Origin of the sequence: Kribbella sp. NPDC023972 (assembly GCF_040639075.1) — a bacterium.
Classification (GTDB): domain Bacteria; phylum Actinomycetota; class Actinomycetes; order Propionibacteriales; family Kribbellaceae; genus Kribbella.
Window position 1 is genome coordinate 639,720 of record NZ_JBEZZH010000002.1, and the last position, 24,870, is coordinate 664,589.

General features: G+C 67.6%; 26 protein-coding genes. 21 read left to right on the plus strand and 5 right to left on the minus strand.

Features of this window, described 5'->3' with window-relative positions; all coding sequences use genetic code 11:
* Nucleotides 1-68: 68 nt before the first annotated feature.
* The 6 genes from AB0F43_RS12210 to AB0F43_RS12235 all read left to right on the plus strand — a co-directional run bounded on the left by AB0F43_RS12210 (nucleotide 69) and on the right by AB0F43_RS12235 (nucleotide 4,670).
* Nucleotides 69-1,085, plus strand: a complete 1,017-nt coding sequence (locus tag AB0F43_RS12210; protein WP_360474190.1) for a hypothetical protein — start codon at nucleotides 69-71, stop codon at nucleotides 1,083-1,085.
* A 130-nt stretch (nucleotides 1,086-1,215) separates the two neighbouring features.
* Complete coding sequence (locus AB0F43_RS12215) at nucleotides 1,216-1,737, plus strand: gamma carbonic anhydrase family protein (protein ID WP_360474192.1); 522 nt, start codon at nucleotides 1,216-1,218, stop codon at nucleotides 1,735-1,737.
* A gap of 218 nt (nucleotides 1,738-1,955) precedes the next feature.
* Nucleotides 1,956-2,672, plus strand: a complete 717-nt coding sequence (locus tag AB0F43_RS12220) for an HD domain-containing protein (RefSeq protein ID WP_360474194.1) — start codon at nucleotides 1,956-1,958, stop codon at nucleotides 2,670-2,672.
* A gap of 42 nt (nucleotides 2,673-2,714) precedes the next feature.
* Nucleotides 2,715-3,857, plus strand: coding sequence for an MFS transporter (locus AB0F43_RS12225; RefSeq protein ID WP_360474196.1), 1,143 nt, complete (start codon nucleotides 2,715-2,717; stop codon nucleotides 3,855-3,857).
* Between the two features lie 65 nt (nucleotides 3,858-3,922).
* On the plus strand, nucleotides 3,923-4,285 hold the full coding sequence (locus AB0F43_RS12230) for a cupin domain-containing protein (RefSeq protein ID WP_360474198.1): 363 nt from the start codon (nucleotides 3,923-3,925) through the stop codon (nucleotides 4,283-4,285).
* Between the two features lies 1 nt (nucleotide 4,286).
* A complete protein-coding gene (locus AB0F43_RS12235; protein WP_360474200.1) occupies nucleotides 4,287-4,670 on the plus strand; it encodes an Imm7 family immunity protein in 384 nt (127 codons plus the stop codon).
* 124 nt (nucleotides 4,671-4,794) lie between these two features.
* On the opposite strand, the gene AB0F43_RS12240 is transcribed toward AB0F43_RS12235, so the two are convergent.
* On the minus strand, nucleotides 4,795-5,397 hold the full coding sequence (locus AB0F43_RS12240) for a TetR/AcrR family transcriptional regulator (RefSeq protein WP_360474202.1): 603 nt from the start codon (nucleotides 5,395-5,397) through the stop codon (nucleotides 4,795-4,797).
* 91 nt (nucleotides 5,398-5,488) lie between these two features.
* Between AB0F43_RS12240 and AB0F43_RS12245 the strand changes: the two genes are divergently transcribed.
* Both AB0F43_RS12245 and AB0F43_RS12250 read left to right on the plus strand, forming a co-directional pair.
* The gene (locus AB0F43_RS12245; protein WP_360474204.1) at nucleotides 5,489-6,880 is read left to right on the plus strand and encodes an MFS transporter; all 1,392 of its coding nucleotides are present in this window, start codon (nucleotides 5,489-5,491) and stop codon (nucleotides 6,878-6,880) included.
* Nucleotides 6,870-7,337: a GNAT family N-acetyltransferase gene (locus AB0F43_RS12250; protein WP_360474206.1), complete on the plus strand. Its 468-nt coding sequence runs from the start codon at nucleotides 6,870-6,872 to the stop codon at nucleotides 7,335-7,337. Before AB0F43_RS12245 ends, AB0F43_RS12250 begins: the two co-directional genes overlap by 11 nt.
* Before the next feature lie 48 nt (nucleotides 7,338-7,385).
* Here the strand turns inward: AB0F43_RS12250 and AB0F43_RS12255 are convergent, their stop codons facing one another.
* Entirely contained in the window at nucleotides 7,386-7,748 is a 363-nt protein-coding gene (locus AB0F43_RS12255; protein WP_360474208.1) for a nuclear transport factor 2 family protein, read from the minus strand.
* A gap of 122 nt (nucleotides 7,749-7,870) precedes the next feature.
* On the opposite strand from AB0F43_RS12255, the gene AB0F43_RS12260 reads away from it, so the two are divergent.
* The gene (locus AB0F43_RS12260; RefSeq protein ID WP_360474209.1) at nucleotides 7,871-8,530 is read left to right on the plus strand and encodes a DUF998 domain-containing protein; all 660 of its coding nucleotides are present in this window, start codon (nucleotides 7,871-7,873) and stop codon (nucleotides 8,528-8,530) included.
* 72 nt (nucleotides 8,531-8,602) lie between these two features.
* On the opposite strand, the gene AB0F43_RS12265 is transcribed toward AB0F43_RS12260, so the two are convergent.
* Nucleotides 8,603-11,629, minus strand: a complete 3,027-nt coding sequence (locus tag AB0F43_RS12265; protein ID WP_360474211.1) for a ricin-type beta-trefoil lectin domain protein — start codon at nucleotides 11,627-11,629, stop codon at nucleotides 8,603-8,605.
* Nucleotides 11,630-11,935: 306 nt separating this feature from the next.
* Here AB0F43_RS12265 and AB0F43_RS12270 point away from each other — a divergent pair, with 306 nt between their 5' ends.
* The 7 genes from AB0F43_RS12270 to AB0F43_RS12300 all read left to right on the plus strand — a co-directional run bounded on the left by AB0F43_RS12270 (nucleotide 11,936) and on the right by AB0F43_RS12300 (nucleotide 18,869).
* Nucleotides 11,936-13,822, plus strand: a complete 1,887-nt coding sequence (locus AB0F43_RS12270; protein WP_360474213.1) for a family 43 glycosylhydrolase — start codon at nucleotides 11,936-11,938, stop codon at nucleotides 13,820-13,822.
* Between the two features lie 144 nt (nucleotides 13,823-13,966).
* On the plus strand, nucleotides 13,967-14,746 hold the full coding sequence (locus AB0F43_RS12275) for an META domain-containing protein (RefSeq protein WP_360474215.1): 780 nt from the start codon (nucleotides 13,967-13,969) through the stop codon (nucleotides 14,744-14,746).
* Nucleotides 14,747-14,756: 10 nt separating this feature from the next.
* Nucleotides 14,757-15,665, plus strand: a complete 909-nt coding sequence (locus tag AB0F43_RS12280; RefSeq protein ID WP_360474216.1) for a GIY-YIG nuclease family protein — start codon at nucleotides 14,757-14,759, stop codon at nucleotides 15,663-15,665.
* 27 nt (nucleotides 15,666-15,692) lie between these two features.
* Nucleotides 15,693-16,292, plus strand: coding sequence for a hypothetical protein (locus AB0F43_RS12285; RefSeq protein ID WP_360474218.1), 600 nt, complete (start codon nucleotides 15,693-15,695; stop codon nucleotides 16,290-16,292).
* 202 nt (nucleotides 16,293-16,494) lie between these two features.
* On the plus strand, nucleotides 16,495-16,869 hold the full coding sequence (locus AB0F43_RS12290) for a VOC family protein (protein WP_360474220.1): 375 nt from the start codon (nucleotides 16,495-16,497) through the stop codon (nucleotides 16,867-16,869).
* 59 nt (nucleotides 16,870-16,928) lie between these two features.
* Nucleotides 16,929-18,098: an MFS transporter gene (locus AB0F43_RS12295; protein ID WP_360474222.1), complete on the plus strand. Its 1,170-nt coding sequence runs from the start codon at nucleotides 16,929-16,931 to the stop codon at nucleotides 18,096-18,098.
* A 66-nt stretch (nucleotides 18,099-18,164) separates the two neighbouring features.
* Nucleotides 18,165-18,869: a VOC family protein gene (locus tag AB0F43_RS12300; RefSeq protein ID WP_360474223.1), complete on the plus strand. Its 705-nt coding sequence runs from the start codon at nucleotides 18,165-18,167 to the stop codon at nucleotides 18,867-18,869.
* Between the two features lie 213 nt (nucleotides 18,870-19,082).
* Here the strand turns inward: AB0F43_RS12300 and AB0F43_RS12305 are convergent, their stop codons facing one another.
* Nucleotides 19,083-19,409: a hypothetical protein gene (locus AB0F43_RS12305; protein ID WP_360474225.1), complete on the minus strand. Its 327-nt coding sequence runs from the start codon at nucleotides 19,407-19,409 to the stop codon at nucleotides 19,083-19,085.
* A gap of 375 nt (nucleotides 19,410-19,784) precedes the next feature.
* Between AB0F43_RS12305 and AB0F43_RS12310 the strand changes: the two genes are divergently transcribed.
* Both AB0F43_RS12310 and AB0F43_RS12315 read left to right on the plus strand, forming a co-directional pair.
* Nucleotides 19,785-20,576, plus strand: a complete 792-nt coding sequence (locus AB0F43_RS12310) for a hypothetical protein (RefSeq protein WP_360474227.1) — start codon at nucleotides 19,785-19,787, stop codon at nucleotides 20,574-20,576.
* A 256-nt stretch (nucleotides 20,577-20,832) separates the two neighbouring features.
* Nucleotides 20,833-21,021 carry a hypothetical protein gene (locus tag AB0F43_RS12315; protein ID WP_360474229.1) on the plus strand — a complete coding sequence of 63 codons (189 nt, stop codon included), beginning with the start codon at nucleotides 20,833-20,835 and terminating at the stop codon, nucleotides 21,019-21,021.
* On the opposite strand, the gene AB0F43_RS12320 is transcribed toward AB0F43_RS12315, so the two are convergent.
* Nucleotides 21,002-21,517: a nuclear transport factor 2 family protein gene (locus AB0F43_RS12320; RefSeq protein ID WP_360474231.1), complete on the minus strand. Its 516-nt coding sequence runs from the start codon at nucleotides 21,515-21,517 to the stop codon at nucleotides 21,002-21,004. The genes AB0F43_RS12315 and AB0F43_RS12320 overlap by 20 nt on opposite strands.
* A 72-nt stretch (nucleotides 21,518-21,589) precedes the next feature.
* On the opposite strand from AB0F43_RS12320, the gene AB0F43_RS12325 reads away from it, so the two are divergent.
* The 3 genes from AB0F43_RS12325 (at nucleotide 21,590) to AB0F43_RS12335 (ending at nucleotide 24,605) form a co-directional block, all read left to right on the plus strand.
* Nucleotides 21,590-22,219 (plus strand): helix-turn-helix domain-containing protein, encoded by a 630-nt coding sequence (locus AB0F43_RS12325; RefSeq protein WP_360474232.1) that lies wholly within the window; start codon nucleotides 21,590-21,592, stop codon nucleotides 22,217-22,219.
* A gap of 380 nt (nucleotides 22,220-22,599) precedes the next feature.
* A complete protein-coding gene (locus AB0F43_RS12330) occupies nucleotides 22,600-23,355 on the plus strand; it encodes a DinB family protein (RefSeq protein ID WP_360474234.1) in 756 nt (251 codons plus the stop codon).
* A 125-nt stretch (nucleotides 23,356-23,480) separates the two neighbouring features.
* Nucleotides 23,481-24,605, plus strand: coding sequence for a cobalamin-independent methionine synthase II family protein (locus AB0F43_RS12335; RefSeq protein ID WP_360474236.1), 1,125 nt, complete (start codon nucleotides 23,481-23,483; stop codon nucleotides 24,603-24,605).
* Nucleotides 24,606-24,870: the final 265 nt, after the last annotated feature.

Sequence of the window (24,870 nt, forward strand, 5' to 3'; positions counted from 1 at the left end):
GCCTGGAGCTAGTGCGTTGCGCCAAAAGTGGTGGCAGCGTCGTGACAGCTTGCGATAGCGTGCGGCCGATGCGTTACTTCGCTCAGTTCCGCGCGGGGCTCGGCGAGCTCGTGATCGACTGTCTGCGGCGTGACCTCGCGAGGGTGAAGGTGGTCAGCTCCGATGAGAGCAGTCTGATCTTCGACACCGGCAGCAATCCGTCCAAGGTCGCCAACCTGGCCTATCTGAAGAACGCCTTCAGTGTGCTCGGCACAATTCCACGATCCTCAGCTCAGCGGGCGGCCGAACAGTTCGCCGAGCAGGTGCTCTCGACCCCGATGTTGGGTGGGCAGGGACGGGGAAAGAACTTCCGGACGATGGTGAGCGTAGACGGGAAGCTGCTCGGGTTGCCCCGGCCGGCCAAAGTCCGGCTCGAGTCGGCGATCGCCAAGGCCACCGGAGCGCGGCTGAGCCCTCGCGGTGGCGGCGTGGAGTACTGGCTTATCGGCCGCCGTGAGCTCACATCGATGTTGTTCTGCCGGCGGTTGACGACGGGCGTCAAGCCTGGCGCAGCCGGCAGCCTCGGGGCCGACCTCGCCACCCTGCTGGTGAAGGCGTCCGACCCAAAGCCCGACGACGTCTTCCTGGACCCGTTCGCAGGCAGCGGTTCCATCGTCCGGGCTCGGATGGCGCTGCCCTACGGCCGGGCGATCTACTCAGATCTCGCCGTTGGGGGGCCGGACCTGCAGATGCCGCCAGAGATCCGGCGCAGCAGTCGGGTCGACGTGCTTGCCGAGGACGCCCTGGAGCTTCCGTCGATCTCGACCGGTTCGGTGAGTTCCATCGTCACCGATCCACCGTGGGGCGAGTACGACGACCAGGACGTCGACTTCGCCACCTTGGCCCGGCGGATGATGGCCAGCTTCGACCGCGTGCTGGATCCGCGGCGCGGCCGGCTGGTACTGCTGCTTTCGCGGCGGGCGGGTGAAATAGCGCATGGTCTTTGGCCGGCTGCGAACCTGAAACTGGAGCAGTCCCACCAGTTGCTGGTCAACGGTCATCCGGCCAGTGCACAGATCGGTGGCCGACTCCCGCGGGTGGCTTGACCCGAGACTCCGGATCACCGGACGACGAGCGGCCCGGGACAGGAAACAGCCTGTGTGAGGCCACCCGGCGGTTGTCTTTGCCGCCGGCGGCGCGGCGGGGTGGGGTTGGTTGCGGATTAGGGTGCCGGGTATGCCCTTGTTCTCGTTCGAAGGTAAGAGCCCGGTCGTGCATCCGGAGGCGTGGGTTGCGCCGACTGCGACGTTGGTGGGGGACGTGGTGGTCGAGGAAGGGGTGTCGATCTGGTACGGCGCGGTGATTCGGGCCGATCTGGGCCGGATCACCATCCGGGCGGGGGCGAACATCCAGGACAACACCGTTATCCACGTCGGCAGCAACGGGTGTGAGATCGGGCCGAACGCGACCGTCGGACACCAGTGCCTGGTCCACGACTGCACCATCGGCGAGCAGGCGCTGGTCGGGAACGGTGCGATCGTCCTCGACGGCGCGGTGGTAGGCGAGCGCAGCCTGGTCGCGGCCGGCTCGACGGTCACCCCTGGCGCGGTGATCCCGCCGGAGTCCGTGGCAATGGGCAGCCCGGCGAAGAAGATCGTCCCGCTCGAGGGCGTCGCCAAACTGTTCGTCGACCACAATGCAGCCGTCTACCACGATCTGGCCCGACGCCACGCCACCACAGTCCAGCAGATCAGCTGACCCGGTCAGTTGGGCGGGTGATGCTCCGGCGGGGGTGGGTGGAAGTGCGCCCCCGTGGTGGGCTTTGCGAGTGCCCGCCACGGGAGCCGCACTGTGGGCTGTCTGCTTAACCCGACGTGGGTCCGGTACCCAGGTTGGCCGCGGCGATTCTTGTTGGGCCTGCCACAGGGGTGCTAGCGTGCCCGGTCTTGCAATGATTGTAAGAAAGGTGGCGGGTGATGCGGACTGGAGAGCTCGGCCTGGCTGCCAAGGTGCGGTTTGCTCGCTCGGCTGTGTTTGCGCAGATCAGCGGCCTCCCCAGCACGATCCGTGCGCACTTGACGAGCGGCCCTGGTGCGGCGGTGCTGACTGAGCGTGAGCCGCCCGACACCGCGCTGACCCGGCAGGTGCTCGAGCTGGCCAAAGCGTCGTACCCAGACCCGTTGCTCGGTCACTGCCTGCGTACCTGGTTGTGGGCCGAGCTCCTCGCGGCAGGGACCAAACCAGACGAGGAGCTTCTGTACGTCGCCTGCCTCCTGCACGACATCGCGCTCACCGACGACTACCGGCCGCCGGAGTCCGTCGCCTGCTTCGCCGTACACGGTGGTGAAGTCGCCCGTACGACGCTCACATCGCTCGGCGCCCAACCGTCGTACGCCGAGGAAGTCGCGCACGCGATCGCCTTGCACATGAACGTCCGCGTCCCAGCGGATCAGGGACTCGAGGCGCATCTCCTCCACGCCGGCGCCCACCTCGACGTCGCCGGTACCCGGGCCGCCGACCTACCCCGCCGGGCCATCCGCGAGGTCGTCAGCAAATATCCCCGCGACGGCTTTCCCACCTGCTTCGCCACCCTCATGCGCCGCGAATCCAAGGAGCGTCCCAACTCCCGCGCCGCCGTCCTCTGGCGCCTGGGCATGCGCCTCCCGCTCCACCACAACCCTCTCGACCGATGACCTGGCGAGCGACCCACCACTCGAAGGTCTAGGGTTGAGTGGGTGCTCAGGACACTCGTGGGGTTTGGTGGGTTCGGACTGTTCTGGGGGGCTTGGGGTGCGAGTCTGCCCGCCGTGCGGGCGGAGTCGGGTGTCGGCGACGGCGAGCTCGGGATCGCGCTGCTCATGGTGGGGCTGGGTGCGCTGGCCTCGATGCGGTTCACCGGGTATCTGATCGATCGGTACGGCGGTGTCGTGCTGCCGGTCGTGGTCGTGTTGTTCGGCCTGTGCGGCGTACTGCCCGCCTTCGCCACCGACGTCGTCACGCTCAGCGGAGCGCTCTTCCTGCTCGGCGTGACCTCCGGAGCGACGGATGTCGCGATCAACGCGACCGGATCCCATGCGGAAGCGGTCACCGGCAAGCCGCTGATGAACCTTGCCCACGGCATCTTTTCCGTCGCGGTCGTGATCGCCAGCCTCGGTACGGCGGCGCTCCGCACAGCCGGCGCGGACGCGTTACCAGTGCTCGGCGGTGTCGGTGTGACCATCGCCGTCGCGGCCGTCGTCGTCCTCGCGCCAGGCTCCCGCGCCAACCTGCAAGCGTCCACCGAGCCGAAATCGAAGCGGCGGCTCGAGCCCGTTCTCCTTGTTTTCGGCGGACTCTGCGCCCTCGCGTACGTCGTGGAGAACGCCTGGCAGAGCTGGAGCGCCGTACACCTCGACACCTCGTTGGACGCCGCACCAGGACTGGCGTCCAGCGCTCCCGCGGTGTTCGCCGCCGCGGCCGCGACCGGGCGGATCGCCGGCAACGCTCTGCTCCGGCGGCTCCGGCCGGTCCAGCTGCTGGTTGCCGGCGGCATCATCGCGGCGGCGGGTTCGATCGTCGCGGCCACGGCCGGCAGTGCGTGGCCGGCCTTGATCGGGATCGGCGTCGCCGGGCTGGGGACGTCGGTCTGCGCGCCGACGATCATCGGCATGACCGGTGCGTGGGCCGGTCCGGAGCGGCGAGCCGGTGCGATCTCGACCGTGACCACGCTCGCGTACCTGGGCTTCCTGCTCGGTCCGGCCGCGGTCGGCGCCGCCTCGTCGGCCTGGTCGTTGCCGGTCGCGCTCGGTGGCGTCGCCGTACTCGCGCTGCTCGTGGCGGCCCTCGGCCCGGTCGCCGCCAGGCAGAGCGAGCGGGAGCCGACGACCTTTCAGTCCTGATCACTGCGGTCGCAAGCGAACCGGTCGCGGTCTACGGTGGGGCTGGAACTGAGGGGAGAGATGTCATGACCGAGATCGCGAACACCGGCGCGGCGGTGATCAGCCGCGCCGACGGGCGGGACGACGGTGAGGAGTGGACTGAGAACTACGAGCTGCTTCCGGGTGGGGCCGGGGTCTCGCTGATCCTCGAGTCGACCACCAAGGAGGGTGTCGGCCCGCGCCTGCACAAGCACCCGTACGCCGAGACATTCATCATCCGCCGTGGTTCGGCCACGTTCACCGTGGACACCGAGCAGGTCGTCGGCCGGGCCGGCCAGATCCTCGTCGTACCGGCGGACACCCCGCACAAGTTCGCCACCGGCCCCGAGGGCTACGAAGCCGTCCACATCCACGCCAACCCCACCTTCGAAACCACCTGGCTGGAGTGAGTTGTTCGAGTGGCACGGCTGGGCCACCATCGTGGCGAGCCCCGGCACGGAGGATGACGAGTCCGCCGAAGCACGCCAACGCGCGGCCGAGGACGAGGTGACCCGGCTCGCCACCACCGACGTACCGAATGAGACCGTCGACGTGCGCTGGGCGAACGGCAGCCTGCACCTGTGGCTGGCGGGCTCGCACAACCATCGCGATGACGGCGTCATCAAGCTGTTCAGCGAGGTCGCGCGGATCGCGCCCGGCTCGTACGGCGTTCTCTATGCGCTGGAGCACGGCGTCGACGACAGCTGGGAACGCTGGGTCATGCGCCGCGGCACGGTCAGGCGGGAGGCTGACACCAGCCTGTCGCCGCATCGGGGATCAGTCGAGGACGGCTGAGGTCAGGCGGGAGACGAGTTCCTCGAGGAGTTTCGGGCCGGTGCCGAAGTTGAGGCGGACGAAGCGTTTCTGCAGTTCGGACAGCTCGGCAACGTTCAGCATGGTCAACGCGGTACCCAGCCGGTCAGGCCGGGACGCGTTCGCCCGGTGGGGTGAAGGCGGCCAGGACCGTCGCGGTGATGTACTCGGCGGCCTTGTCGGGGGTGAGCCGCCCGGCGTTGATCTCGTCGGCCGCGCCGTGCATGACGCTGTGCATGGCGCCGACCAGCCAGGACGTCGGCAGGTCGGTCCGGAACGCGCCTTCCTTCTGACCGCGCTCGATCAGCCGCTCCACCCGCACCATCGGATCGGCGTGCAGCTCGCGGATCCGGCCTGGGGGAAGGGCGTCCTGCGCGGCGACCAGGAGCGAGCGGAACCGGTCGACCAGGTGCCAGCTCGACTCGATCAGCCGCGCCAGGGCCGCGCGCGGGTCGCCGGACAAGTCGACCTCGCCGAGTGCTGCTTCACCGCGCTCGATCGCGTGCACGAAGACCGCGTCGACCAGTTCGGTCCGGGATGGGAAGTGGCCGTAGAGCGTGACTCGGCCGACGCCGGCCGCCTTGGCGATCTCGCTGGTGCTCGCACTCGGATCGCGACTCAGGCAGGTGGTGGCGGCGTCCACGATCGCCGCGATGTTGCGCTGTGCGTCGGCCCGCTTGGTCGCCGTACCCGCTGATTTCGCCGGCATCGCGCCTCCTCTTGTCGAACACCACTGTACGAGTTACTGTAGCCGAAATAACTCGAACAATGCTGTTCGATTTAAGAGCGAGGAAGGGACCATGACAGAACCTGAGGTCACCGTGGCGGATCCGCGGCGGTGGCGGATGCTGGGACTGCTCGCCATCGCGCAGTTCATGCTGATCCTCGATGTGACCGTGGTGGCGATCGCGCTGCCGCACATCGGCGCTGACCTGCAACTGGAGCGCGACACACTGACCTGGGTGGTCAGCGCCTACACGCTGATGTTCGGCGGGCTGATGCTGCTCGGCGGGCGCGCGTCCGACCTGTTCGGCTCTCGCAAGGTGGTGCTGGCCGGTCTGCTGGTGTTCACCGCGGCCTCGCTGGCGACCGGCCTGGCGAACAGTGCCGAGGTGCTGATCGGCGGCCGGATCGCGCAGGGGATCGGTGCCGCGCTGTTGTCTCCGGCCGCGCTGTCGACGGTGACCAAGACCTTCGACGGCGACGAGCGGAACAAGGCCCTCGGCATCTGGTCCGCCATCGGTGGGGGCGGCTCGGCGATCGGCGTACTGCTCGGTGGTGTACTGACCGCCGGCCCGGGCTGGCAGTGGGTGTTCTACGTGAACGTGCCGATCGGTGTGATCGTGTTCGCGATCCTGCTGAAGATGCTGCCGGCCGACGGTCCGGCCGAACGCCAGGGCCGGCTCGACGTACCGGGCGCGATCCTGGTGACGGCCGGCACCGGTACGGCGATCTACGCGCTGATCAACGCCGGTGACCGCGGCTGGCTGTCGGCCGCGACGCTGGGCACGCTGGCCGGCTCGGTCGTCCTGTACGCCGCGTTCGCCTGGCTCCAGAAGGTCGTCCGCTCGCCGCTGATGGACCTGCGGATCCTGACCCGCCGTCCGGTGGTCGCCGGTACCTTCCTCATCCTGGTAGCAACCGCGCTGATGATCGCGGTGTTCTTCCTGGGGTCGTTCTACCTGCAGCACTACAAGGGGTACGGCGCACTGCGGACCGGGCTGCTGTTCCTGCCGATCGCCGTACTGACCATCGCCGGCGCGCAGGTGTCCGGCCAGGTGATCGGCAAGGTCGGTGCCCGTCCGGTCGCGATGATCGGGATGGTCATCGCCGCCATCGGCATCGCTGCCCCCGCCATCTGGGAGGGTGCTGCCGTGGTCGTGATCGGGACGAGTTTCGGTGCCGGCGGGATCGGTGCGGCCTTCGTCGCGGCCTCGACCACGACGTTCGCGCAGATCCACTACACCGAAGCCGGGCTGGCGTCCGGGATCCTGAGCACCTTCCACGAGTTCGGTGCGGCGCTCGGTGTGGCGATCGTGTCGAGTATCGCGGCAGCAAGCCTGGCCGGAACGGTCACCACCGGTTTCAGCCGCGGCTTCACCTTCGCGGCGATCACCGCGGCGGTCGCAGCCGTCCTCGCGGTGGTCGTCGTACCGGTCGCCAAGCCGACAGGAGCAGCTCATGTCCACTGAGATCCGCCGTGCGGTGCCCGCGGATGCGGAGCTCGCCCGGACCATGCTGGTCGAGCTCGCCGACTACCAGGACCAGGGGAAGTACGTCACGGCCACCGTCGAGGACTGGCAAGGGTTCCTCGGCCGGGACGACGTGATCGTGCTGATCGCCGAGATCGACGGAACACCGGCGGGGTACGTGTCCTCGCTGCGCCGCCCGTACCTCTGGGTCGGTGGGGAGATGCTCGCCCTCGACGACCTCTACGTCCGCGAGCAGTTCCGCGACGCCGGCGTCGGTCGCCAGCTGATGCTCGAGTTGGCCCGCCACGCTCTCCCGGACCGCCTGACCATCGGCTGGGGCCTCCGCCTCGAGAACGAGGCCGGCTACCGCTTCTACGACCGCCTGGGCGCCAAGCTGGTCACCAAAACCGCCGCCAGCTGGCCGGCCACGGCGTACGAGAAGCTGCTCAACGAATAAGACGCCCGCGCTGCCGGCCCACCCGGCAGCGCGGTCGCGTCAGCTGAATCACACAGATTTCTGGCTGAAAGCGCAGCGCCACCGGCCGGATTCGCGGACGTACAGGTCGCTGATCCACTCCTCGGTCGTGTACGGCGATCCGTCCCAGAGACCTGAACTGGCCTTCCGTGCGGTGTGGACGAAGGTGTCACCCACGCGGATCAGCCGCTCGCCGCCGACGACGGTCATGGTGTGGTGGGCCAGTCGGCCGGAGGCGATCCAGCCGATGAGGTCGGACTTGGAGGTGATTCCGGCCGCGTCGACGTACACCCAGTCGTCGGTCATGTAGCTCGCGACGGCGGTGGCGTCGTTGCCGACCAGGATCTCGTCGAAGGCCGCCGCGACGGCCCGTACCTCGTCTTCGTCTGTCATCTGCCCAGCATCCACGCCACGCGGTTCTTCTCAAGCTTTTTCGGGTGGGGTGTCGATTTCGGCCGGGGCCGGTCGACGCAGGGGTGAAGGAACACCTCAGACCACCTGGAAGGACACCGGCCATGACCACCAACCACCTGACGATCCCGGCCACCACTCGTGTCTCCACCCGCGCTCTGCTGACCGGCGGGATCGTGGCCGGCCCGCTGTACATCGCGGTCTGGCTGGGCCAGGCCTTCACCCGCGAGGGTTTCGACCCGACCCGGCACCCGGCGAGCCTGCTGGCCAACGGCGGCCCGGGCTGGATCCAGACCGCGAACTTCGTGATCAGCGGCCTGCTGTCGATCGGTGCCGCCGTCGGACTCCGCCGGACGTTGCGCGGTCGCGGCGGCAAGTGGGCGCCCCGGCTGCTCGGCGCGTATGGCGTCGGACTCCTGCTCGCCGCCGTCTTTCCGGCCGACCCGGCGGCAGGGTTCCCGGCTGGTACCCCGGCCGACTACGCCGAGATCAGCACTCGGGGGATGGGCCACTTCGTTGCCGGGAGCATCGGTTTCACCGGCCTGATCGCCGCCTGCCTGGTGGTCGCCGCGCACTACCGCAGCATCGGCCGGACAGCCTTCAGCCGCTACTCCGCGGCCACCGGCATCCTGTTCTTCGGCGCCTTCGCCGGCCTCAGCGCCGGCGCCGGCTCCCGCCCCACCATCATCGCCTTCGGCCTCGCCATCATCCTCGGCTGGACCTGGATCGCGAAGCTCTGCGCAGACCAACGCCACAACGCCTGACCCCACCCAGCAAGCCCTGGCTCACCCGAGCCAGGGCTTGACGCTCGCCTGTCAACTGCTGCCGTCAGGACGTTAAGGCAGCGTCCACTTTTGGTTGAGGGCGGTGTGGCAGGTGTAGAGGATCAGGCGGGTGCCGTTGGCGCTTGAGCCCCCGGTGGCGTCCAGGCATTGGGCGGAGCGGCGGTTGAGGAGTGTGCCGTTTGTGCGTGGCAACCACTTCTGGCCTCCGCTGCCGTCACACGTCCACAGCACGGCCGGTGTGCGGAGCGCCGTACCGCGTGCGTCCAGGCACTTGCCGAGGGCCCTGAGGGTGCCGTCCTCGAACTGGGTCCACTGCTGGTTCGCATGGCCGTGGCAGGTGTAGAGCGTGACTGGCGTACCGTCGGCCGAGCTGGCTTGGTAGAGGTCGATGCACTTGCCGGCGATCCCGGTGATCGGCCCGGTGTTCTGGAAGATGCCGACCTCCCACAGCGAGTAGTAGCTGCCCGCAACACCCCGGCTGGTCGCGTTGATGCGGACGTACCGGGCGAGGTTGGGCGTGAACGTCAAGCTGTCCACACCACCGTCGCCGACCGTGGTCGAGTAGACGGTCTTCCACGTCCGTCCACTGGCCAACACCTGAACTTGATAGCCCTTCGCGTACGCCGACCCCAGCCAGTTGAGCAGCACCCGATCGACCAACTGGACCGAGCCGAGGTCGACCTGCAACCACTGCGGATCACTTCGCGCGCTCGACCAGGCCGTCGCCATCGAGCCGTCCACGGCCTTCGGCCCTTCGCGGCCCGCGGTGTAGACGCTGGACACGGCCACCGGACGGTTGAGCGCCAGATTCCGCTTCGGTAGGTACGTCGCTGTGTATGTCGTCGGTGTGGCCGGCGCGGTGAAGTTGTGGTTGCGTGCACCGCCGTCCGACCAGGACGCGAACCGGTACAGCTTGCCCGCCGACGGCTGGAACAGGTCGGCGGACAACGATCCGCTCGACCCGACGATCGCCGTACTGGTCGTCGGGGTGCTCACGTTCTTCGACAAGTAGGTGAGCTTCATCCCCGACGGCTGGGTCGCGAACGTGAGCCCGACGGCCTTCGGGTCGAGCCGCACACTCTTGACGTCGGTCAGGCCACCGGCGTCCGTGGCGGTGAGCCTGAGTTCCAGGTACGACGGATACTCGTGATCGGGCGCGGTGAACGAGGTGCTCGGGCCGGCCATCGTGGTGATCTGATGCGCGTGGCAGTCGCTCGGGCAGTGATGCATGATCAGCGCCCAGGTGAGGGCCGATGCGGGCAACGTGCCCTGCTCGGGGTCGGTCGCCGTACCCGCGAAGCTGATGGTGTCGCCGACCTTCCAGGTCGTCGACGGATCGGGTGCGGTGATGGTCGCGGTGGGTGGATCGTTGGTCGCGATGGGTGCACCCGTGGCCACCTCGATCTCGGTCGCCGCGGTGCCGACACCGCCGCGGCCGTCGTTCACGCGGAGCCCGGCGGTGACGACTTGGCTGCCCGTGTAGGTGTACTGGACGGTCGCGGCGGTCGAGTCGTCGTACTGGCCGTCGCCGTCGAGGTCCCAGGCATACGTCAGCGCGTCGCCGTCGGCGTCGTGGGAGGCGGTGCCGTCGAAGGTGACGGTGAGCGGGCTCGGGCCGCTGGCCGGATCGGCGTTGATGATCGCGGTCGGCGGGGTGTTGGTCCCGTTGTAGACGTAGCGGATGATCCGGCCGTTGTCGTAGTCGACCGCGAAGATGTCACCGCCCGGTCCGGTCTGCAGCCTGGTGGTCCCGTAACCCGAAGCGAAGGTGACGAGCTTGCCCGGGTCCGGCAGGCCGTTGGCGTCCGGGAGCATCGCCCAGACGCACTTGCGGCTGTAGTCGGCGAAGAACAGGGCGCCGTCGTACTCCGGCGGGTAGTTGCCCTTCTCGTAGAACGACATTCCGGTGATGGAGGAGCTACCCGTCCCGCAGCTCTCACCGGCCACCACCCGTTCGCTGTGGTGATAAGCGAAGTACGGCGCTGCGACCGCGGACGGACCGGCGGCGTACAGGTTCTCGCAGATGCTCAGGTCGTTCGCGTCGTACCCGCTCTGCCTGGCGGCGCCCTCGTAGCAGGGCCAGCCGAAGTTGGTTACCGCGGTCGGGTTGGTGATGCGGTTGATCTCCTCCCACGCACCCCAGCCGACGTCGCCGACCCAGATCTCGCTGGTGCCCGGGCGGAAGTCGAAGCGCATCGGGTTGCGTAGGCCGTGCGCCACGATCCGGCGTGTGTTGAGATCCGGGCTGCTCAGCATGGGGTTGCCGGGCGCGGCAAGCCCGGTGTCGGGGTTGATCCGGATGATCGATCCGTCCAGCGTCGCCGGGTCGCCGCTCGTGCGGATGTCCTGGGCGCGCAACGCGCCGCCCTGGGCCGACGGCGGCGCGAGCGCGGTGCCGGTCGGTGACGGCGGATCGCCACAGGGGTTGTCCGGCGTGATGTCCGAGGCGGGGAAGGCGTCCTGGCCGTAATCGGCGTAGCTGAAGCTGGCGCCGTCGCCACCGCCGGCGTACAGCATGCCGTCCGGACCGAATTCGATCGAACCGATCGAGTGGCTGGGGAACACCTGGCACCAGTCCTCGACCAGCACCTGCTCGGCCACGGTCGAGCCGTTGGGCGTCAGGACCGACAAGCGCGCGCTGGCTTGGCAGCCGTCACTCGTCGGACCGGGTGGTGACGGGCAGGGGTCGTCGGTTCCGCCGACAGTTCCCCACTTCGGCGACGGTCCGCCGATCAGGCCGTCGTACGTGTAGAGGACGTAGACGCGTGGATCGGCGGGGAAGTCTGGGTGCAGGGCGAGGCCGAGCAGGCCGCGGTCCCAGTAGTTGTAGACCTTGGTGCGCAGGTCCGCGAACACAGCCGGCGTCGTGTCCTCGAGCGAATCGAAGACCTTGATCAGGCCGCTCTTCTCGGCGACGAACACGCGGCCGTCGGCAGCGAACGCGACGTTCGTCGGATTCGTCAGCCCGCTGAACGCGACCTGTTCGCTGAAGCCGCTCGGCGCGACCGCGGCGCGCGCGGCCGGTACGACGAACAGGCCGCCGGCTACCAACAGTGCTGCGATGATTGCCCTCGGCAACCGGCATGCGGATATAGACATTGTCCCCCCAGACAAAGCGATCCTCGATGCCTGCCCTCACCACCCCCGGCGAGAAAACATCGAGGTGTTCGCCAGCATGGGGCAGGATGCGCGCTAGCGCAATGCCGCCTACTCGGGGTCAGTAGGTGGTTACTTCAGGCGCTGACCGGATCGTCACAACTGTGTTCGATCGTGTACGGACCGTTGAAGTCGTCCGGGCCACGCAGCACGCTGAGGCACACGTTCTCGTCTGGTGAGGAGACAGTCACGATGACCCGTCGAAGATTACGATTCGCCGTTGCAGCGTTGGCGATTCTGGTGGCCTCGGTCGCCGGTGTCACACCGGCCTCAGCCGTCGACAAGTACGAGTCCTTCCGGCCGGGGGAGCCGTGGCTGGACAGCAATGGTCAGGTTGTCCAGGCACATGGCGGCCAGGTCGTGCCGTCGATCGATCACCGTGGCCAGCGGATCTACTACTGGTACGGCGAGGATCGCAGCAAGGGTTACTTCGACAGCCCGGGTGTGCACGTGTACTCGTCGTACGACCTCTACAACTGGAAGGACGAGGGACTCGCGTTGCGGGCGATGAGCTCGCGCGACCAGTTCGAGAACGACAAGTACTTCGCGAAGCTCTACAAGGGGTACACGGCCGCGCAGCAGGAGATCGTGTGGCGTGACCTGTCCACCAACAGTGTTCGGGACGACGGCTGGGCGCGGCCGTCGATCCTCGAGCGGCCGAAGGTGATCTACAACCAGGCCACCGGGAAATGGGTGATGTGGGTGCACTCCGACGGACCGTCGTCACCGACGAGCACCTCGACGTACGCCCGCGCCGAGGCCGGGGTCGCGATCGCGGACTCGCCGACCGGCCCGTTCCGCTGGATCGACTCCTACCGGCTGAACCGGGTGCCGAGCGACTCGGTGCCGTGGTGCGGTACGTCGTCCGCGTTCGACCCGGCCGGCGGGATGGCCCGGGACATGAACCTGTTCGTGGACGACGACGGCACGGCGTACATCATCTACTCGTCCGAGGAGAACCGGACGATGTACATCTCCAAGCTGAACAAGGCCTACACCTACCTGTCCGCCGCACCGCAGAACGCCGTTCAGGGCAAGGACTTCGTCCGGACGCTGCCGTGCAACCAGCGGGAGGCCCCGGCGATGTTCAAGTCCGAGGGCACCTACTACCTGGTGACGTCGGGCGCGACCGGCTGGGATCCGAACCCGGCGCGGTACGCGACATCGCAGAACATCCTCGGTCAGTTCACCGATCGCGGTAACCCGATCGGCGGTGCCGGCGCGGCGAACACGTACCGGTCGCAGAGCACCAACGTGATCCCGGTCGACCGCAAGCACAACAAGTTCATCTTCATGGGGGACCGGTGGACGCCGAGCGATCTGGCGAACGCGCCGTATGTCTGGATGCCGATGAGCTTCGGCGAGGGCGGCACGCTGTCGATCGGCCCGGATCAGGAGTGGACGCTCAAGGACCTGAAGCCCTACACCCGCTGGACCGTCACGTCGGCCGTCCCGGACCACGTCTGGCTGAACGACACCAGCACCCTGCCCAGCCAAGTCACTGTGACGACCGCCCGCGGCTCGCAGCAGGTCGCAGTCACGTGGGACGCATCGAGTGTCGCCCAGCCCGGCCCGGCCTCGTTGCGGGGGACACTGTCGGACGGTCGTAGCTTCACTCGCTCGGTCGTGGTGGTGCCGCACGGTCTGCGGTACGCCGTCAACGCGGGGGGTGCTGCGACACCGGACTGGACACGCCTGGCGGAGGTAGCTTCCCCTCTGCTGAACTCCGTGCCCGAGCAGCCACTGGCGACTGACCCGACTACTGGCACGACTTGGGGCTATACCGGCTCCAGCGCCCCTGCCGGCTCCGGTGACCTCTACACCACCCTGCGCTACGCCAAGAACCACGAGCCGCTCGTCTACACCTTCGGCGGCCTCGAACCGGGCACCTACACAGTCCACGCCGGCTACTACGACCCCTGGCCCTGGGCCAACCGAGCCGCCTCGGTCTCCGTCAACGGCTCCGTTGTGGACGCCCAACGCCTCTTCACCGCCACCCCGACGGCAGCGGCGTACCCAGGCGTGGTGGGAGACGACGGCAAGCTCACGGTCACCATCACCCCGACCCGCTCACCCGACATCCAGGTCAGCTGGCTGATGATCGCGAAGAGCTGACTGGTGGGTTCCCCGGGACGCTCCCCGAGCGGGCGACCTGCGCCTGGACGGCAACCCGGCGACCCGGGGAACCCAACCACAGATCCCATCACAGGTAGGGGTCAAGCGGTGCAACGACTCAGGCCCCGCTCGCATCCTAGGAGTATGAGGATGCGACTGCTGGGCTTGCTCGTCGTCTCGTTGACTGCCTGCGGCAGCGAGGTCGTGGCGGTCGATGACGCAGGTGGTTCGCCGGTAGGCACGTCGTACCTGTCGGTGAAAGTCACCGAAGACGGCAAGGTCAAGCCACTGGCGCCGAACACCCGGATCCGGCTGGACTTCCGGAACGACAGTGCCTTGTCGTTCCACACCGGCTGCAATCAGTTGGGCGGCGAGATCTCGCTGGACGGCGGCACGATCGTGATGGACGGGTACGGCGGCACCGAGATGGGCTGCGACCCCGCACGACAAGCCCAGGACGAGTGGCTGGCAAGGTTTCTGATGGACCGCCCCACCTGGAAGCTCGAGGCCGACGTACTGACCATCACCAGAGGCGGTACGACGCTCGTCCTGCAGGACCGGAAGGTGGTCGAACCCGACCTTCCGCTCCAGGGCACCACCTGGACTGTTGACGGGATGATGACGAAGGAGGTCTTCGAGCATTTCTACGACCTGCCGCCGGCGACCATCACCATCAAGGGCGGGCGGGTCATCGGATCGACCGGCTGCAACCAGTTCCATGGTTCCGTCACCCACACGGCGACCACACTGACTGTCGGTGACCTGAGTGTCACCGACAAGGCCTGCACCGGCGATGCCGCTCGACTGCATGACGGCGTACTGGCCAGGTTGAAAGGCAAGCTCGCCTACTCCATCGACTATGACCGCCTGGAACTGCGAAGCTCTGGCGATGCGACCGGCCTCGATCTGAAGGCTGGTAAGTGAGAATGGTGGAGTGAGTTCAGCGCGGACCGTCGCACGGGAGCTTCCGGTGGGACCGGGCGTCTATCGCTTTCGGGATGGGACCGGGAAGGTGCTGTATGTCGGGCGGGCGGTGAACCTGCGCCGGCGGGTGCAGTCGTACTGGACGAACCTGGGGGACCGGCCGCGGCTGCGCCGGATGGTGGAGCGTATCGAGCGGGTCGAAGGTGTGTGGTGCGACTCCGACCACGAGGCGGCCTGGCTGGAACGCAACCTGCTGGAGCATTCCAAGCCGCGCTGGAACCGCACCGAAGGCGGCCAGGAGGTCGTCGGGTACATCCGGTTCGACGACAGCCCGCAGCGCCCCGGCCTGCGGTTCGCCCACCTGGCCTCGGGAACCGCGCGGCACTTCGGCCCGTACCTCGGCGGTCTCCGGATCCGGCAGGCGATCTCCGCGCTCCACCGCGTGCTGCCACTGACCTACGCCGGTACGGCGGATGGCTCGACGCGCGAGTTCGCCCAGCTGTTCGGGATCGGGCCGGCCGACCGCGAAACCCTTGCCCGGACGGCGATCGCCGTACTCGAACGTGATCCGGCGGCGGTGGCCGCGCTCCGGGCCGAGCTGGAACGGCGCCGGGACCGTGCTGCCGCCGAGCTGCGGTTCGAGTTCGCGGCGAAGGTGCAGGACGAGATCGCGGCGTTCGACTGGATCGTCGCCGAGCAGAAGGTTTCCCGGCTCGAGCCGCACGACGCCGACGTGTACGGCTGGGCCGACGGCGTCCTCGTGCACTTCCAGATCCGCGCGGGCCGGATGCGCACGTGGACGCAACGCGCCGTCTCCGAGGCTGTCGCGCGGGATCGGGTGACGGCGACGCCCGTGCACTGGCAGCCGTTCGCTCAACGCAACGCCGAGCTCGCGGCTCGCCTGCTCCGCGGCCGGTGACTTCATCCGCGCATAGCATCTGCTGTCATGGCACAGCCGACCCCTCCACCGCCACCTTCGTACGGCGCACCATCGCAGCGTGGCCGCGGTCTGCTCGTGCTGGTCGGCGTACTCGTGCTCGTATTGGTCGCAGTGCTGGCGGTGGGCACGGTCATCGTCGTACGGCGCCTCAACGAGCCGGATACGCCGAGCGCAGTGACCAAGCCGGCGACTCCTGATGCGGTGCAGTTCCGTCGAGTCCTGAAGGCCGAGGCAGGCGGCTGCAGCAGTGCGTCGCCGACTCCATCCGGCTCGACCGTCTGTGGTTTGGACGGCTACAACTACGTCCTCGGCAAGGTCGAGCTCGACGGCAGCCACATCATCGAGGTCGAACCCGCCCAGTCACCCGACAACGCCACCTGGCTGATCAACCTGACCTTCGACGACGAAGGCGCCAAGACCTTCGGCAGTCTCACCGCCGATCTCGCCACCAAGCAAACACCCCTCAATCAGATCGCGATCGTCGTCCGCGGCCAGGTCGTCGCCGCCCCGGCCGTCATGTCCGCCATCCCCGGCGGCAAGATCCAGATCGCCGGCACCTACACCAAGGACGAGGCCGAGAAACTCGCCGCTCAGATCACCGGTTGAGCTCCTCGGCTACCGTCGACGTATGGGTGGGAAGTGGTCGCCGGGCCGGGCAGACCAGATCGTTGTCCTCGACAACGGTCAGGTCGTTGAGACCGGAACTCACCAATCCCTCGTCGTCGCCGATGGCCCGTACGCAAGGCTCTGGCAAGCAGCCAACAACACCCGAGGCTGGTACCTGAGGTAAGTGTTCTAGGGTTCCAGTATGACGAGTCGGCTTGCAGCGATCGCCATCGACGCGGTGGACAGCCGCCGAGTGGCCGAGTTCTGGTGCGCCGTTCTGGGGTGGCGCATCGTCGAGGAGGATGTGGAGTTCATCAGCATCGCCGGCGACGGGCCGGGACTGAAAATCGACATCGCGACCGTTCCCGAACGCAAACAGGTCAAGAACCGCCTGCACCTGGACGTCCGCGCCGACGGCGTCTCGACCGAGCAGGAACTGCAACGCCTGCTGGACCTGGGAGCCACCCACGTCGACCTCGGCCAGCCGGACGACGCGACGTGGACCGTCCTGGCCGACCCCGAGGGCAACGAGTTCTGCCTTCTCCATCGCACCGTACAAGAGGTTCCCGCCGGTTGAGAAAACCTGCTGCGGGGAACCGGTCCATGGCTGTTGGCCAATGACGACTGGGAAACGCGATGCAGAAGGCGGCTCTGGCGCGGTACTTCGTCGCGGCGAGCCTCGCGCGGGCAGCCGACAGCGGAGCCGCAGTGGGCCTGGTCCTGCTGGCGGTCGCACAACCTGACCTGTCGCATCCCGAAGCGGTCGGCGGCATCCTCGCCGCTGGACTGACGGCTCCGCACGTTCTCGGACCGGTGGTTGCCCGTCGCCTGGACCGCGCTCGCGACAGCCGCCGCTACCTGTTCGTCGCCTTCGTTCTCTTCGGCGGCGCACTCGCCGGTTCCGCGATGCTGCTCGGGCGGGTACCACTTGTTTTAGTGCTCTTGGCAACAGTCGTCGCGGGTTGCTGCGGCCCGTTGCTGACCGGCGGAATGAGCAGTCGGGTAGCCGATCTCACCGGCCCGGACCAACGGACCCGCCGCCGGGGCGAGGGCTTGGACCTGCTCAGTTTCAGTGTCGCCAGTGTCGCCGGACCGGCGGGCGTCGCCGCGCTCGCAGCCGTCACCGATCCTCGCGTTGCCCTCGTCAGCCTCGGCGCCGCCGCAATCGTCGCCGCCTTCATCACGCTCACACTGCCACCCGCGGTCACCGACGACGGCAAGTCGAAGGACGCCGAGAAGGTCCGAGCGGTCCTGAAGCTGCTGGTCCGGCACGGCCCACTGCGCCGGGTCAACTACGCCACCATGCTGACGGCCATGAGCAACGGCGGTCTCGCGGTGATCGCCGTCGTACTGGCAACCCATCTCACCGGTCGATCCAGCGCCGGTGCGACGCTGATGGCGGTGCTCGGCGTCGGCAGCCTCGTCGGCGCCCTGCTGGTGACGGCCTTTCCCCTGCGCGGTGAACCCGACCGCCTGACCACTCGGTACGTCGCCCTCACCGGTGCGGCTACTGCGATCTGTGCCTTCACACCCAGCTACGTGGTCGCGCTGGTGGCTTTCGCTCTGATCGGGCTGGGCAACGCTCTGTTCGGCGCCGCCACCTTCGCCGCGCGATCGGAGTACGCACCTCCTGCTGCTCGGGCACAGGTCTTCGTCACGATGGCCTCCCTCAAGATCGCCGCAGCCTCGGCCGGCTCCGCCCTCGCCGGCATCCTCAGCTTCCTCGGCCCACACGGCCTTCCTCTCGCCGCGGCGACCGTCGTCCTCCTCGGAGCGCTGCTCACGGTGATCGACCGGGCCCGTTAATTGCGTTGCCGTGGCGTCTCGCGCTTGCCTACCGTTGAGGACCTCCTGAGCGGAAGGCTGCGTCGGATGACCTCTCAACTCCATGCACTCTGCTTCGACGCCAACGACCCGCCGCGCCTGGCGCGCTTCTGGGCCGGCGTCCTGGACTGGGAGACGGAACAAGACGCCGTCACCCTCCGCCCGACCGACGACACCGGCTTCCTGCTCCGCTTCCTCCCCACCGGGGAACCGAAGACCGTCCCGAACCAGATGCACTTCGACCTCACCAGCCAATCGCTGGAGCACCAACAGCAAACAGTCGCGAAATCCCTCGACCTAGGCGCCCGCCACATCGACATCGGCCAACGTCCAGAAGAAGGCCACGTCGTACTGGCAGACCCCGAAGGCAACGAGTTCTGCGTCCTTCCCCCAGGCAACAAGTTCCTGGCCGACTGCGGCTTCCTAGGCGCCATTGCCTCCGACGGCTCCCAAGCAGTCGGCTACTTCTGGTCCAAAGCCCTGGCCTGGCCCTTGGTCTGGGACCAGGACGAGGAGACCGCCATTCGCTCTCCCCACGGCGGCCCAAAGATCACGTGGGGCGGCTCTCCCGTAGCCCCCAAACCCGCCAAAAACCGCCTCCACTTCGACCTCACCCCCAGCACCGATCCCCACCTGGAGCTCAACCGCCTGATCTCCCTAGGCGCAACCAGCTCGACCACCCGCCAATGCGACCCCACCTGGATCCCCCTCACCGACCCCGACGGCAACGAATTCTGCTTACGAACCCCCTGACCCCACCTCCGACGGTGCTCCCGGCCTGACGCCGTGCTCCGATGGGATCTGGCGACGGTCGCCGACCCGGCACCCGATCCGGATCGTACGGCGGGGCGCCGGCGTGCTGGGGCAATCGTTGGAGTCGCTAGGGCACTCGTGCATCTCGTCGAGAACATGCCGGACGTCCCGAGCCCAGGGGAACGGGACGTCTTATGTGCGGCTTGAAGACAGTCAGGATCGGCCGCGACGCACCGCCTTGGCCAGCTGGTCCTTGGTCATCTTCGACCGGCCCTTCACGCCGATGCGTGCGGCTTCGGCGTACAGCTGCGCCTTGGTTCTCAGGTCTGAGGCTGCCTTCTTCGAGCCGGTCCGGCCCTTGGCGGATGACCGTCGCATCGCACCACCAGCCTTGGCCACCTCACCCCTCATGCGCCCTGCCATAGCGTCGGTGCGTGGGCTGTTGTCGTCCTCTGTCATCTTGTGAGCGAGGTTCTTCACTCCGCCCTTGATCTGTTCAACCCGCCGGTCGAACTTGTCGCCCAAACGGTCCTTCGGCATGGTCACTCCTTCCGCAGCAGCGGTCTTCCTGCCGGTACCCTGAGAGCGAGTCAGCCATGCGGCTCACGGCGGCCCACAACCGCTACCACTACTGGGCGCCTGCCAGCTTCCGCTGATCACTGTGAACGGCGGATGTTGTCGCATCCTCCAGGCCCACGTCGTCGCTTTCTGATGGCGACTCTCTGACTCCGTTGCGTGGCCGACTTGTCGACCTTCGTCGGTGTTTGCTCGGCGCGCGAGCATTCGCATCCCTGGTGCGTGTTCGGGGTACTGGTGAAGGCGTAGCGGATGGGCCGTTCGAAGGCTCACCACCCAAGGCTGTGGGCCGCGGCTGAATCAGCTGACCTGGGCGCCGGATCCGTTCAAGGAGCGGCCATGTGGCATCGGCGAGGTGCGGTCTACGCGGAGCGGGAGTCCGACCAGGTCATCGAGGTCGGACTGGATGAGTTGTTCGGAATCGAGGCCGACGGCCTTGATGACGACGTTGAGATTGGCACCGATGAGCGGCACCTGGAGAACGATGCTGATCTCTCGCCACTCGTCACCGATGCTCCGGAAGAGCCTGACATTGTGGGCGGCGCGTTCAGTGCCGCGTTCTTCGGCTGGCTGGTCGCCGGCAGCACCGTCGTACTCCTGGCGTCGTTGCTGGGTGTTGTCTGCAGTCTGTTCGGCTGGGACAGAATTGCCGACTGGTCGGAGACTGACGCCGGCCTGCGCAGGCTTCTTGTCGGCGCCTGGATTCTCCTCGTGCTGACGATGGGACTCGGCGCGTTCTCCGGTGCCTACGCCAGCGGGCGCATGGTGCGCTCGCACGGCGGCCGGCAAGGCCTGGGCGTCTGGTTCTTCAGCTGGATCGCCGGTGGCCTCATCGTCGCGCTGGGCTTTGTAGCGGACCGCAAGTACGACCTCGCCGCGCGAATCGACTGGCCGTCTCTACCCATCGCCGAAACTGATCGCAGACCGCTAACTTTGCTCGCTCTCGTGGCGATCCTGCTCGTCACCATGGTGGGCACACTCCTGGGCGGCGCCGCAGGAACCCGCTGCCACGAACGCTTGAACCCACTCCCGCCCCGACAACCCACCGAGCGCCTCGCCTCTCAGACCGCGAGCGCGGTAGACCGCGCGCGAATCCCGATAGACAGCAACTCCCCGGGTCCAGGTGCCTGATCGCCTTCCCTGGATCTGATGACCCAGCCCAGCGACTGGTTGAGTCGGGCGTCTTGGGCTCGTTGTGGATCCCGGGCGGCAGCGAAAGCCTGGCCGGCGGGTGTCGCCATGCGGGGCTATGGGATCGGTCCGGATCCGGGTGCGTAGCTCGCTGCTGCCGAGACCTCGCCGCCGCTGCAGACCGCGCTTCTCGCGGCACTGCGCGGCCGTCACGACCACCGGCCGTCACAACGGCGAGGAATGGACCACCGAGGATGTGGCAACACCGCCAGAAGTTGCCGACGGCAACATCCCGACCGGCGTAAGGAGCATCAAGCTCGGCCGCAGCGAGGACGCGATCCGGGCGAATGCAGAGGCCGAAGGCATCTCGCTGGCACCGGCGAACCGGCCGCCGTACGGCAACGTCAGCAGTCTGCCACTGCTACCTACAGGAATCGGGGCGTGAAGCGGTCGGCGGTGCGCACTACGAAGGCGAGGGGCCCGGTGAGGTAGGCCGCGACCGCGCCCGTGAGGCGTCCGCGACGCCTCGCCGAGACCCGCGGCGGGAGTACCGCGAACAGCGTCGCGAGGGCCGGCAGCGGGCGAACGAAGATCTTGAGCTCGTCGATCTGACCCTGCTCGTTGACGTGCAGCAGGACGTGGGCCTCGAGGTCCACGCCGCGAACCCGCGCGCGAAAGGAGAACGATCGCGAATCACCGAGCGCGAGCGCTTCGGTGGTCTCGAGGTCATCAAGGACGGCGAAGATGTCGCGGTGCAGCGCCGCGACCTCCTCCTTGCCTTCGAAGCGCACTCGGTCCGTCATCGGCGAGTGAAAGACGACGCCAGGCGCCAGCAGTTCGGCGACCGCGTCCGCATCCCCGCTCTCCGCGGCGGCGCGCAGGGCGCTGGTCGCGGTCGAGGCCAGCGAGGTGGAAGGGGCGGCTCTTCCGGAGACAGACATTGGACCCTCTCGGGGAGACTTCCTCTGGTACGTTGCTTGATAACATCAAGCTCGATAGAGAAAGTCAAGCACATGTCAGCTCGCTCCTACGGACAGTTCTGTGGTCTTGCGCGCGCGCTCGACACGGTGGGCGATCGCTGGAGTCTCCTCATCGTCCGCGAGCTTCTTCCCGGCCCGATGCGCTACAGCGAACTCGTCGCGTCACTGGGAGGGATAGCCACGAATCTGCTGGCCGGCCGCCTGCGCAGCTTGGAGTCCGCCGGAGTGATCGAGCGGCGACTGGGCCAAGCGGGCGGCGTCACGTACGCGCTGACGCCCTGGGGCAGTCAGCTCCGGGAAGCAATCGAGGCCCTCGTCGGCTGGAGCACCCCACTCATGGTGAGCGGGCGAGACTCCGATTCGTTTCAGCCTCGCTGGCTGGCTGTCGCACTCCCAGCGCTACTCAGCGGAAGGACGGCAAAGCCTCCGACTGAGCTCGGCATCGAGGTTTCCGGCTGCTTCATGACTCTGCGGATCGACGAGGACGGGCCGCACGTGACCGTCGAACCGGACCGGCGCCCCGACACCATCCTCGAAGCGGAGCCAGAAGTCGTCCTGGGACTCGCCGCCGGGGCGATCACCATCGCTGAAGCACTATCCGCAGCGAGCGTCCACGGCGATCGGCGCGTTCTCATGAAGGTGCTGCCCGGGGCTCGAGCATGAGCGAGCTGCTCGACGAAATCCTCGCCGCCCATGGCGGCCTTTGAACGGTGGCAGCCCGGGACTGCCCACCGCCTACGGGGCATTCGGCGTCGTCTCAAGGGATCAGGGGAGGTGGAGTGCGCGGTCGCTGATCCATCCGATGGAAATGTTTGACATCAGATCGGCATCTGGCAGCCAAACAAGGCGAGTATCAGTAGATGCACTCTCGCCAACGATTGCGGTTGTGCAGGCAGCGTGCATGTCGACGGCGGGCGGTTATTGCCATGTGGCCGCAGGTCCCATAGCTTTTCTGTGTTCATGCTGAATTCCACGCTCACGGGGTGCGAGTTGGATGGCGTTCGGGCCCCGGCTGTTGCGTGATCCCCCAGGAGTCTGCCTCGATGGCTACTGAGTACGCCCATAGTGACCAGTTCCGTGGTGCCCGCATCCGCTCGAGTGAGCTCGCCGGGTTCGAGATCCGCGATTGCGAGGTCAGCGGTCTGAAGATCGTCGATTGCTACGGGAGCGACGTCTACCTCGGTGGCGACTTCGAGCGTGTCGTCGTCAACGACGTCGACGTAACCGCCTACGTCGAGGCCGAGCTCGACCGGCAGCACCCCACGCGGGTGCTGGCGCGTGATGCCTCGTCCCCCGACGACTACCGCTCTGCTTGGGATGCCATCGAGAGGATGTGGCAGGCGACGCTCGACCGCGCCCGGCTGTTGCCCGAGGCAAAGTTGCACGAGCAGGTCAACGGCGAGTGGTCGTACGTCGAGACCCAACGACACCTGCTGCACGGCGGCGATGCCTGGCTCGGCAATGCCGTGCTCGAGGAGGAAGCGCCGTACCACCCGTTGGGCTTCCCCACCGGCGGGATGGAACCCGACGCGGCGGCGAAGCTAGGGCTCACCCTCGAAGCCACTCCGACGCTCGACGAGGTGCTCGCGCCGCGGCTCGCCCGCATGGCCACGATGCGGCGGGTCGTCGACAGCCTCACCGAGGCCGAGCTCGATCGTGTATGCGGTCGCAAGCCGGCAGACCCGTACCCAGACCAGGAGTACGTCGTACGCCGCTGCCTCAAGGTGGTGCTGAAGGAAGAGGCCGAGCATCACCGTTACGCGGTGCGCGACCTCGCCACACTCGAGGCCACTGCCTGAACCGGGCGCGCGCCCCCTGGTTGCTCCCGCCCGCCCGCATCGCGCAACCACCAAGTGACGACACCCGGATCTCTTGGGCAGCGCATGACTTGCCTCACCGGGTCGCACATGGTCAGGTTTCCACCATGGATATCGCTAGGAGTCACGTCGTCGGTTCATTGCTCCGCCCGGCCGAGCTGCTCGCCGCCCGGGAACGGTTCGGCACCGGAGAAATCACCGCGGAACAGTTGAGGGAACTGGAAGACCAGGCGGTGAACGCCGCCGTCGAACTGCAGGAGTCGGCGGGCATTGAGATCGTCACCGACGGGGAACAACGCCGGGGCGTCTACTTCGACTCGCTGGCCACGGTACTGGACGGCATCACCCCGGTCCGCCAAGGACAAAGTGACGTGGTGGACGCGATGGTCGGCGACGCGGCCTGGAACTCCGCCGACGACCAAGCCGACCTCGCCGAGCTGGACGCGAAACTGCTGATCACCGGCAGGCTGTCGCGCCGGGAGTCCCTCGCCGGGCAGGAATTCGGCTACGTGAAGACCCGGACGGCCAGGCCGGTCAAGGTGACCCTGCCCAGCCCGAGCAGCATCGCGCTGGTGTTCTGGTCCGGCGAGCACTCCACCTCGGGCTACCGAGACGTTTCCGAGGCCATGACCCATCTTGGATCGCTGCTGCGCGAGGAGATCAGCGACCTGGCGGCGCAGGGATGCCGTTACATCCAGCTGGACGCGCCCGACCTGACGTTCCCGATCAACGAGGCCGCGTTCTTCTACGAAGCCGCCGGGCTCAGCCGCGCCGAGTTCCTCGAACAGAGCGTGGAACTGCTGAACAGCGTGGCCGTCGAACCGGGCATCACGTTCTCCACGCACATCTGCCGGGGCAACAACCAGGGCCAGTGGCACACCTCCGGCGGCTACGACACGATCGCCGAGCAGGTGTTTCCCCGGCTGACCAACTTCCGTTACCTGTTCCTGGAATACGACGACGAGCGTTCCGGCGGATTCGAGCCGCTCGCGCACGTGCCGGACGACCAGGTCGTGGTACTCGGCCTGGTGTCCACCAAAACCGATGTGGTCGAGGACCGCGACACCGTACTCCGCCGGATCGACGAGGCGGCGAAGTACCATCCGCGCGAAAACCTCGCAATCTCCCCGCAGTGCGGCTTCGCCTCGGCGATGCAGGGAAATCCGCTCTCACCCCAAACCCAGCGGTCGAAGCTCGAACTCATCGGCGAACTCGGCCGCTCCGCCTGGTAGCGGACAAGCAGGACTCCCTGCCGGGCCCGAGCAGTGCGCTTCGGCGCGGTCGGGTCCTCCACCCCGAGCACCGCGGTCGGGTCCTGCCGGCGCTTGATCAGCGCCGGCAGGATGGTCAACAAACCGCCGTCGGCCCGTGCCTGTACGCCGTCGGGAAACCGCCACTCACCAGTGCGAAGCGGCACCGCCCGAACCAGTCCCGGCCGTCGATGACCCAGGACATCTACTTCGGACGGAAGGCATGTAGCCCTCGGCGGGGCCGTAC

Excerpts from the sequence above, each read along its gene's own strand:
- AB0F43_RS12250 (WP_360474206.1), top strand. The coding sequence starts at position 6,870 with ATGTCCACTGAGATCCGCCGTGCGGTGCCCGCGGATGCGGAGCTCGCC.
- AB0F43_RS12285 (WP_360474218.1), top strand. The coding sequence starts at position 15,693 with ATGGCACAGCCGACCCCTCCACCGCCACCTTCGTACGGCGCACCATCG.
- AB0F43_RS12215 (WP_360474192.1), top strand. The coding sequence starts at position 1,216 with ATGCCCTTGTTCTCGTTCGAAGGTAAGAGCCCGGTCGTGCATCCGGAG.
- AB0F43_RS12330 (WP_360474234.1), top strand. The coding sequence starts at position 22,600 with ATGGCTACTGAGTACGCCCATAGTGACCAGTTCCGTGGTGCCCGCATC.
- AB0F43_RS12295 (WP_360474222.1), top strand. The coding sequence starts at position 16,929 with ATGCAGAAGGCGGCTCTGGCGCGGTACTTCGTCGCGGCGAGCCTCGCG.
- AB0F43_RS12260 (WP_360474209.1), top strand. The coding sequence starts at position 7,871 with ATGACCACCAACCACCTGACGATCCCGGCCACCACTCGTGTCTCCACC.
- AB0F43_RS12210 (WP_360474190.1), top strand. The coding sequence starts at position 69 with ATGCGTTACTTCGCTCAGTTCCGCGCGGGGCTCGGCGAGCTCGTGATC.
- AB0F43_RS12305 (WP_360474225.1), bottom strand. The coding sequence starts at position 19,409 with ATGCCGAAGGACCGTTTGGGCGACAAGTTCGACCGGCGGGTTGAACAG.
- AB0F43_RS12220 (WP_360474194.1), top strand. The coding sequence starts at position 1,956 with ATGCGGACTGGAGAGCTCGGCCTGGCTGCCAAGGTGCGGTTTGCTCGC.
- AB0F43_RS12310 (WP_360474227.1), top strand. The coding sequence starts at position 19,785 with ATGTGGCATCGGCGAGGTGCGGTCTACGCGGAGCGGGAGTCCGACCAG.
- AB0F43_RS12230 (WP_360474198.1), top strand. The coding sequence starts at position 3,923 with ATGACCGAGATCGCGAACACCGGCGCGGCGGTGATCAGCCGCGCCGAC.
- AB0F43_RS12300 (WP_360474223.1), top strand. The coding sequence starts at position 18,165 with ATGACCTCTCAACTCCATGCACTCTGCTTCGACGCCAACGACCCGCCG.
- AB0F43_RS12255 (WP_360474208.1), bottom strand. The coding sequence starts at position 7,748 with ATGACAGACGAAGACGAGGTACGGGCCGTCGCGGCGGCCTTCGACGAG.
- AB0F43_RS12335 (WP_360474236.1), top strand. The coding sequence starts at position 23,481 with ATGGATATCGCTAGGAGTCACGTCGTCGGTTCATTGCTCCGCCCGGCC.
- AB0F43_RS12325 (WP_360474232.1), top strand. The coding sequence starts at position 21,590 with ATGTCAGCTCGCTCCTACGGACAGTTCTGTGGTCTTGCGCGCGCGCTC.
- AB0F43_RS12275 (WP_360474215.1), top strand. The coding sequence starts at position 13,967 with ATGAGGATGCGACTGCTGGGCTTGCTCGTCGTCTCGTTGACTGCCTGC.
- AB0F43_RS12245 (WP_360474204.1), top strand. The coding sequence starts at position 5,489 with ATGACAGAACCTGAGGTCACCGTGGCGGATCCGCGGCGGTGGCGGATG.
- AB0F43_RS12240 (WP_360474202.1), bottom strand. The coding sequence starts at position 5,397 with ATGCCGGCGAAATCAGCGGGTACGGCGACCAAGCGGGCCGACGCACAG.
- AB0F43_RS12290 (WP_360474220.1), top strand. The coding sequence starts at position 16,495 with ATGACGAGTCGGCTTGCAGCGATCGCCATCGACGCGGTGGACAGCCGC.
- AB0F43_RS12320 (WP_360474231.1), bottom strand. The coding sequence starts at position 21,517 with ATGTCTGTCTCCGGAAGAGCCGCCCCTTCCACCTCGCTGGCCTCGACC.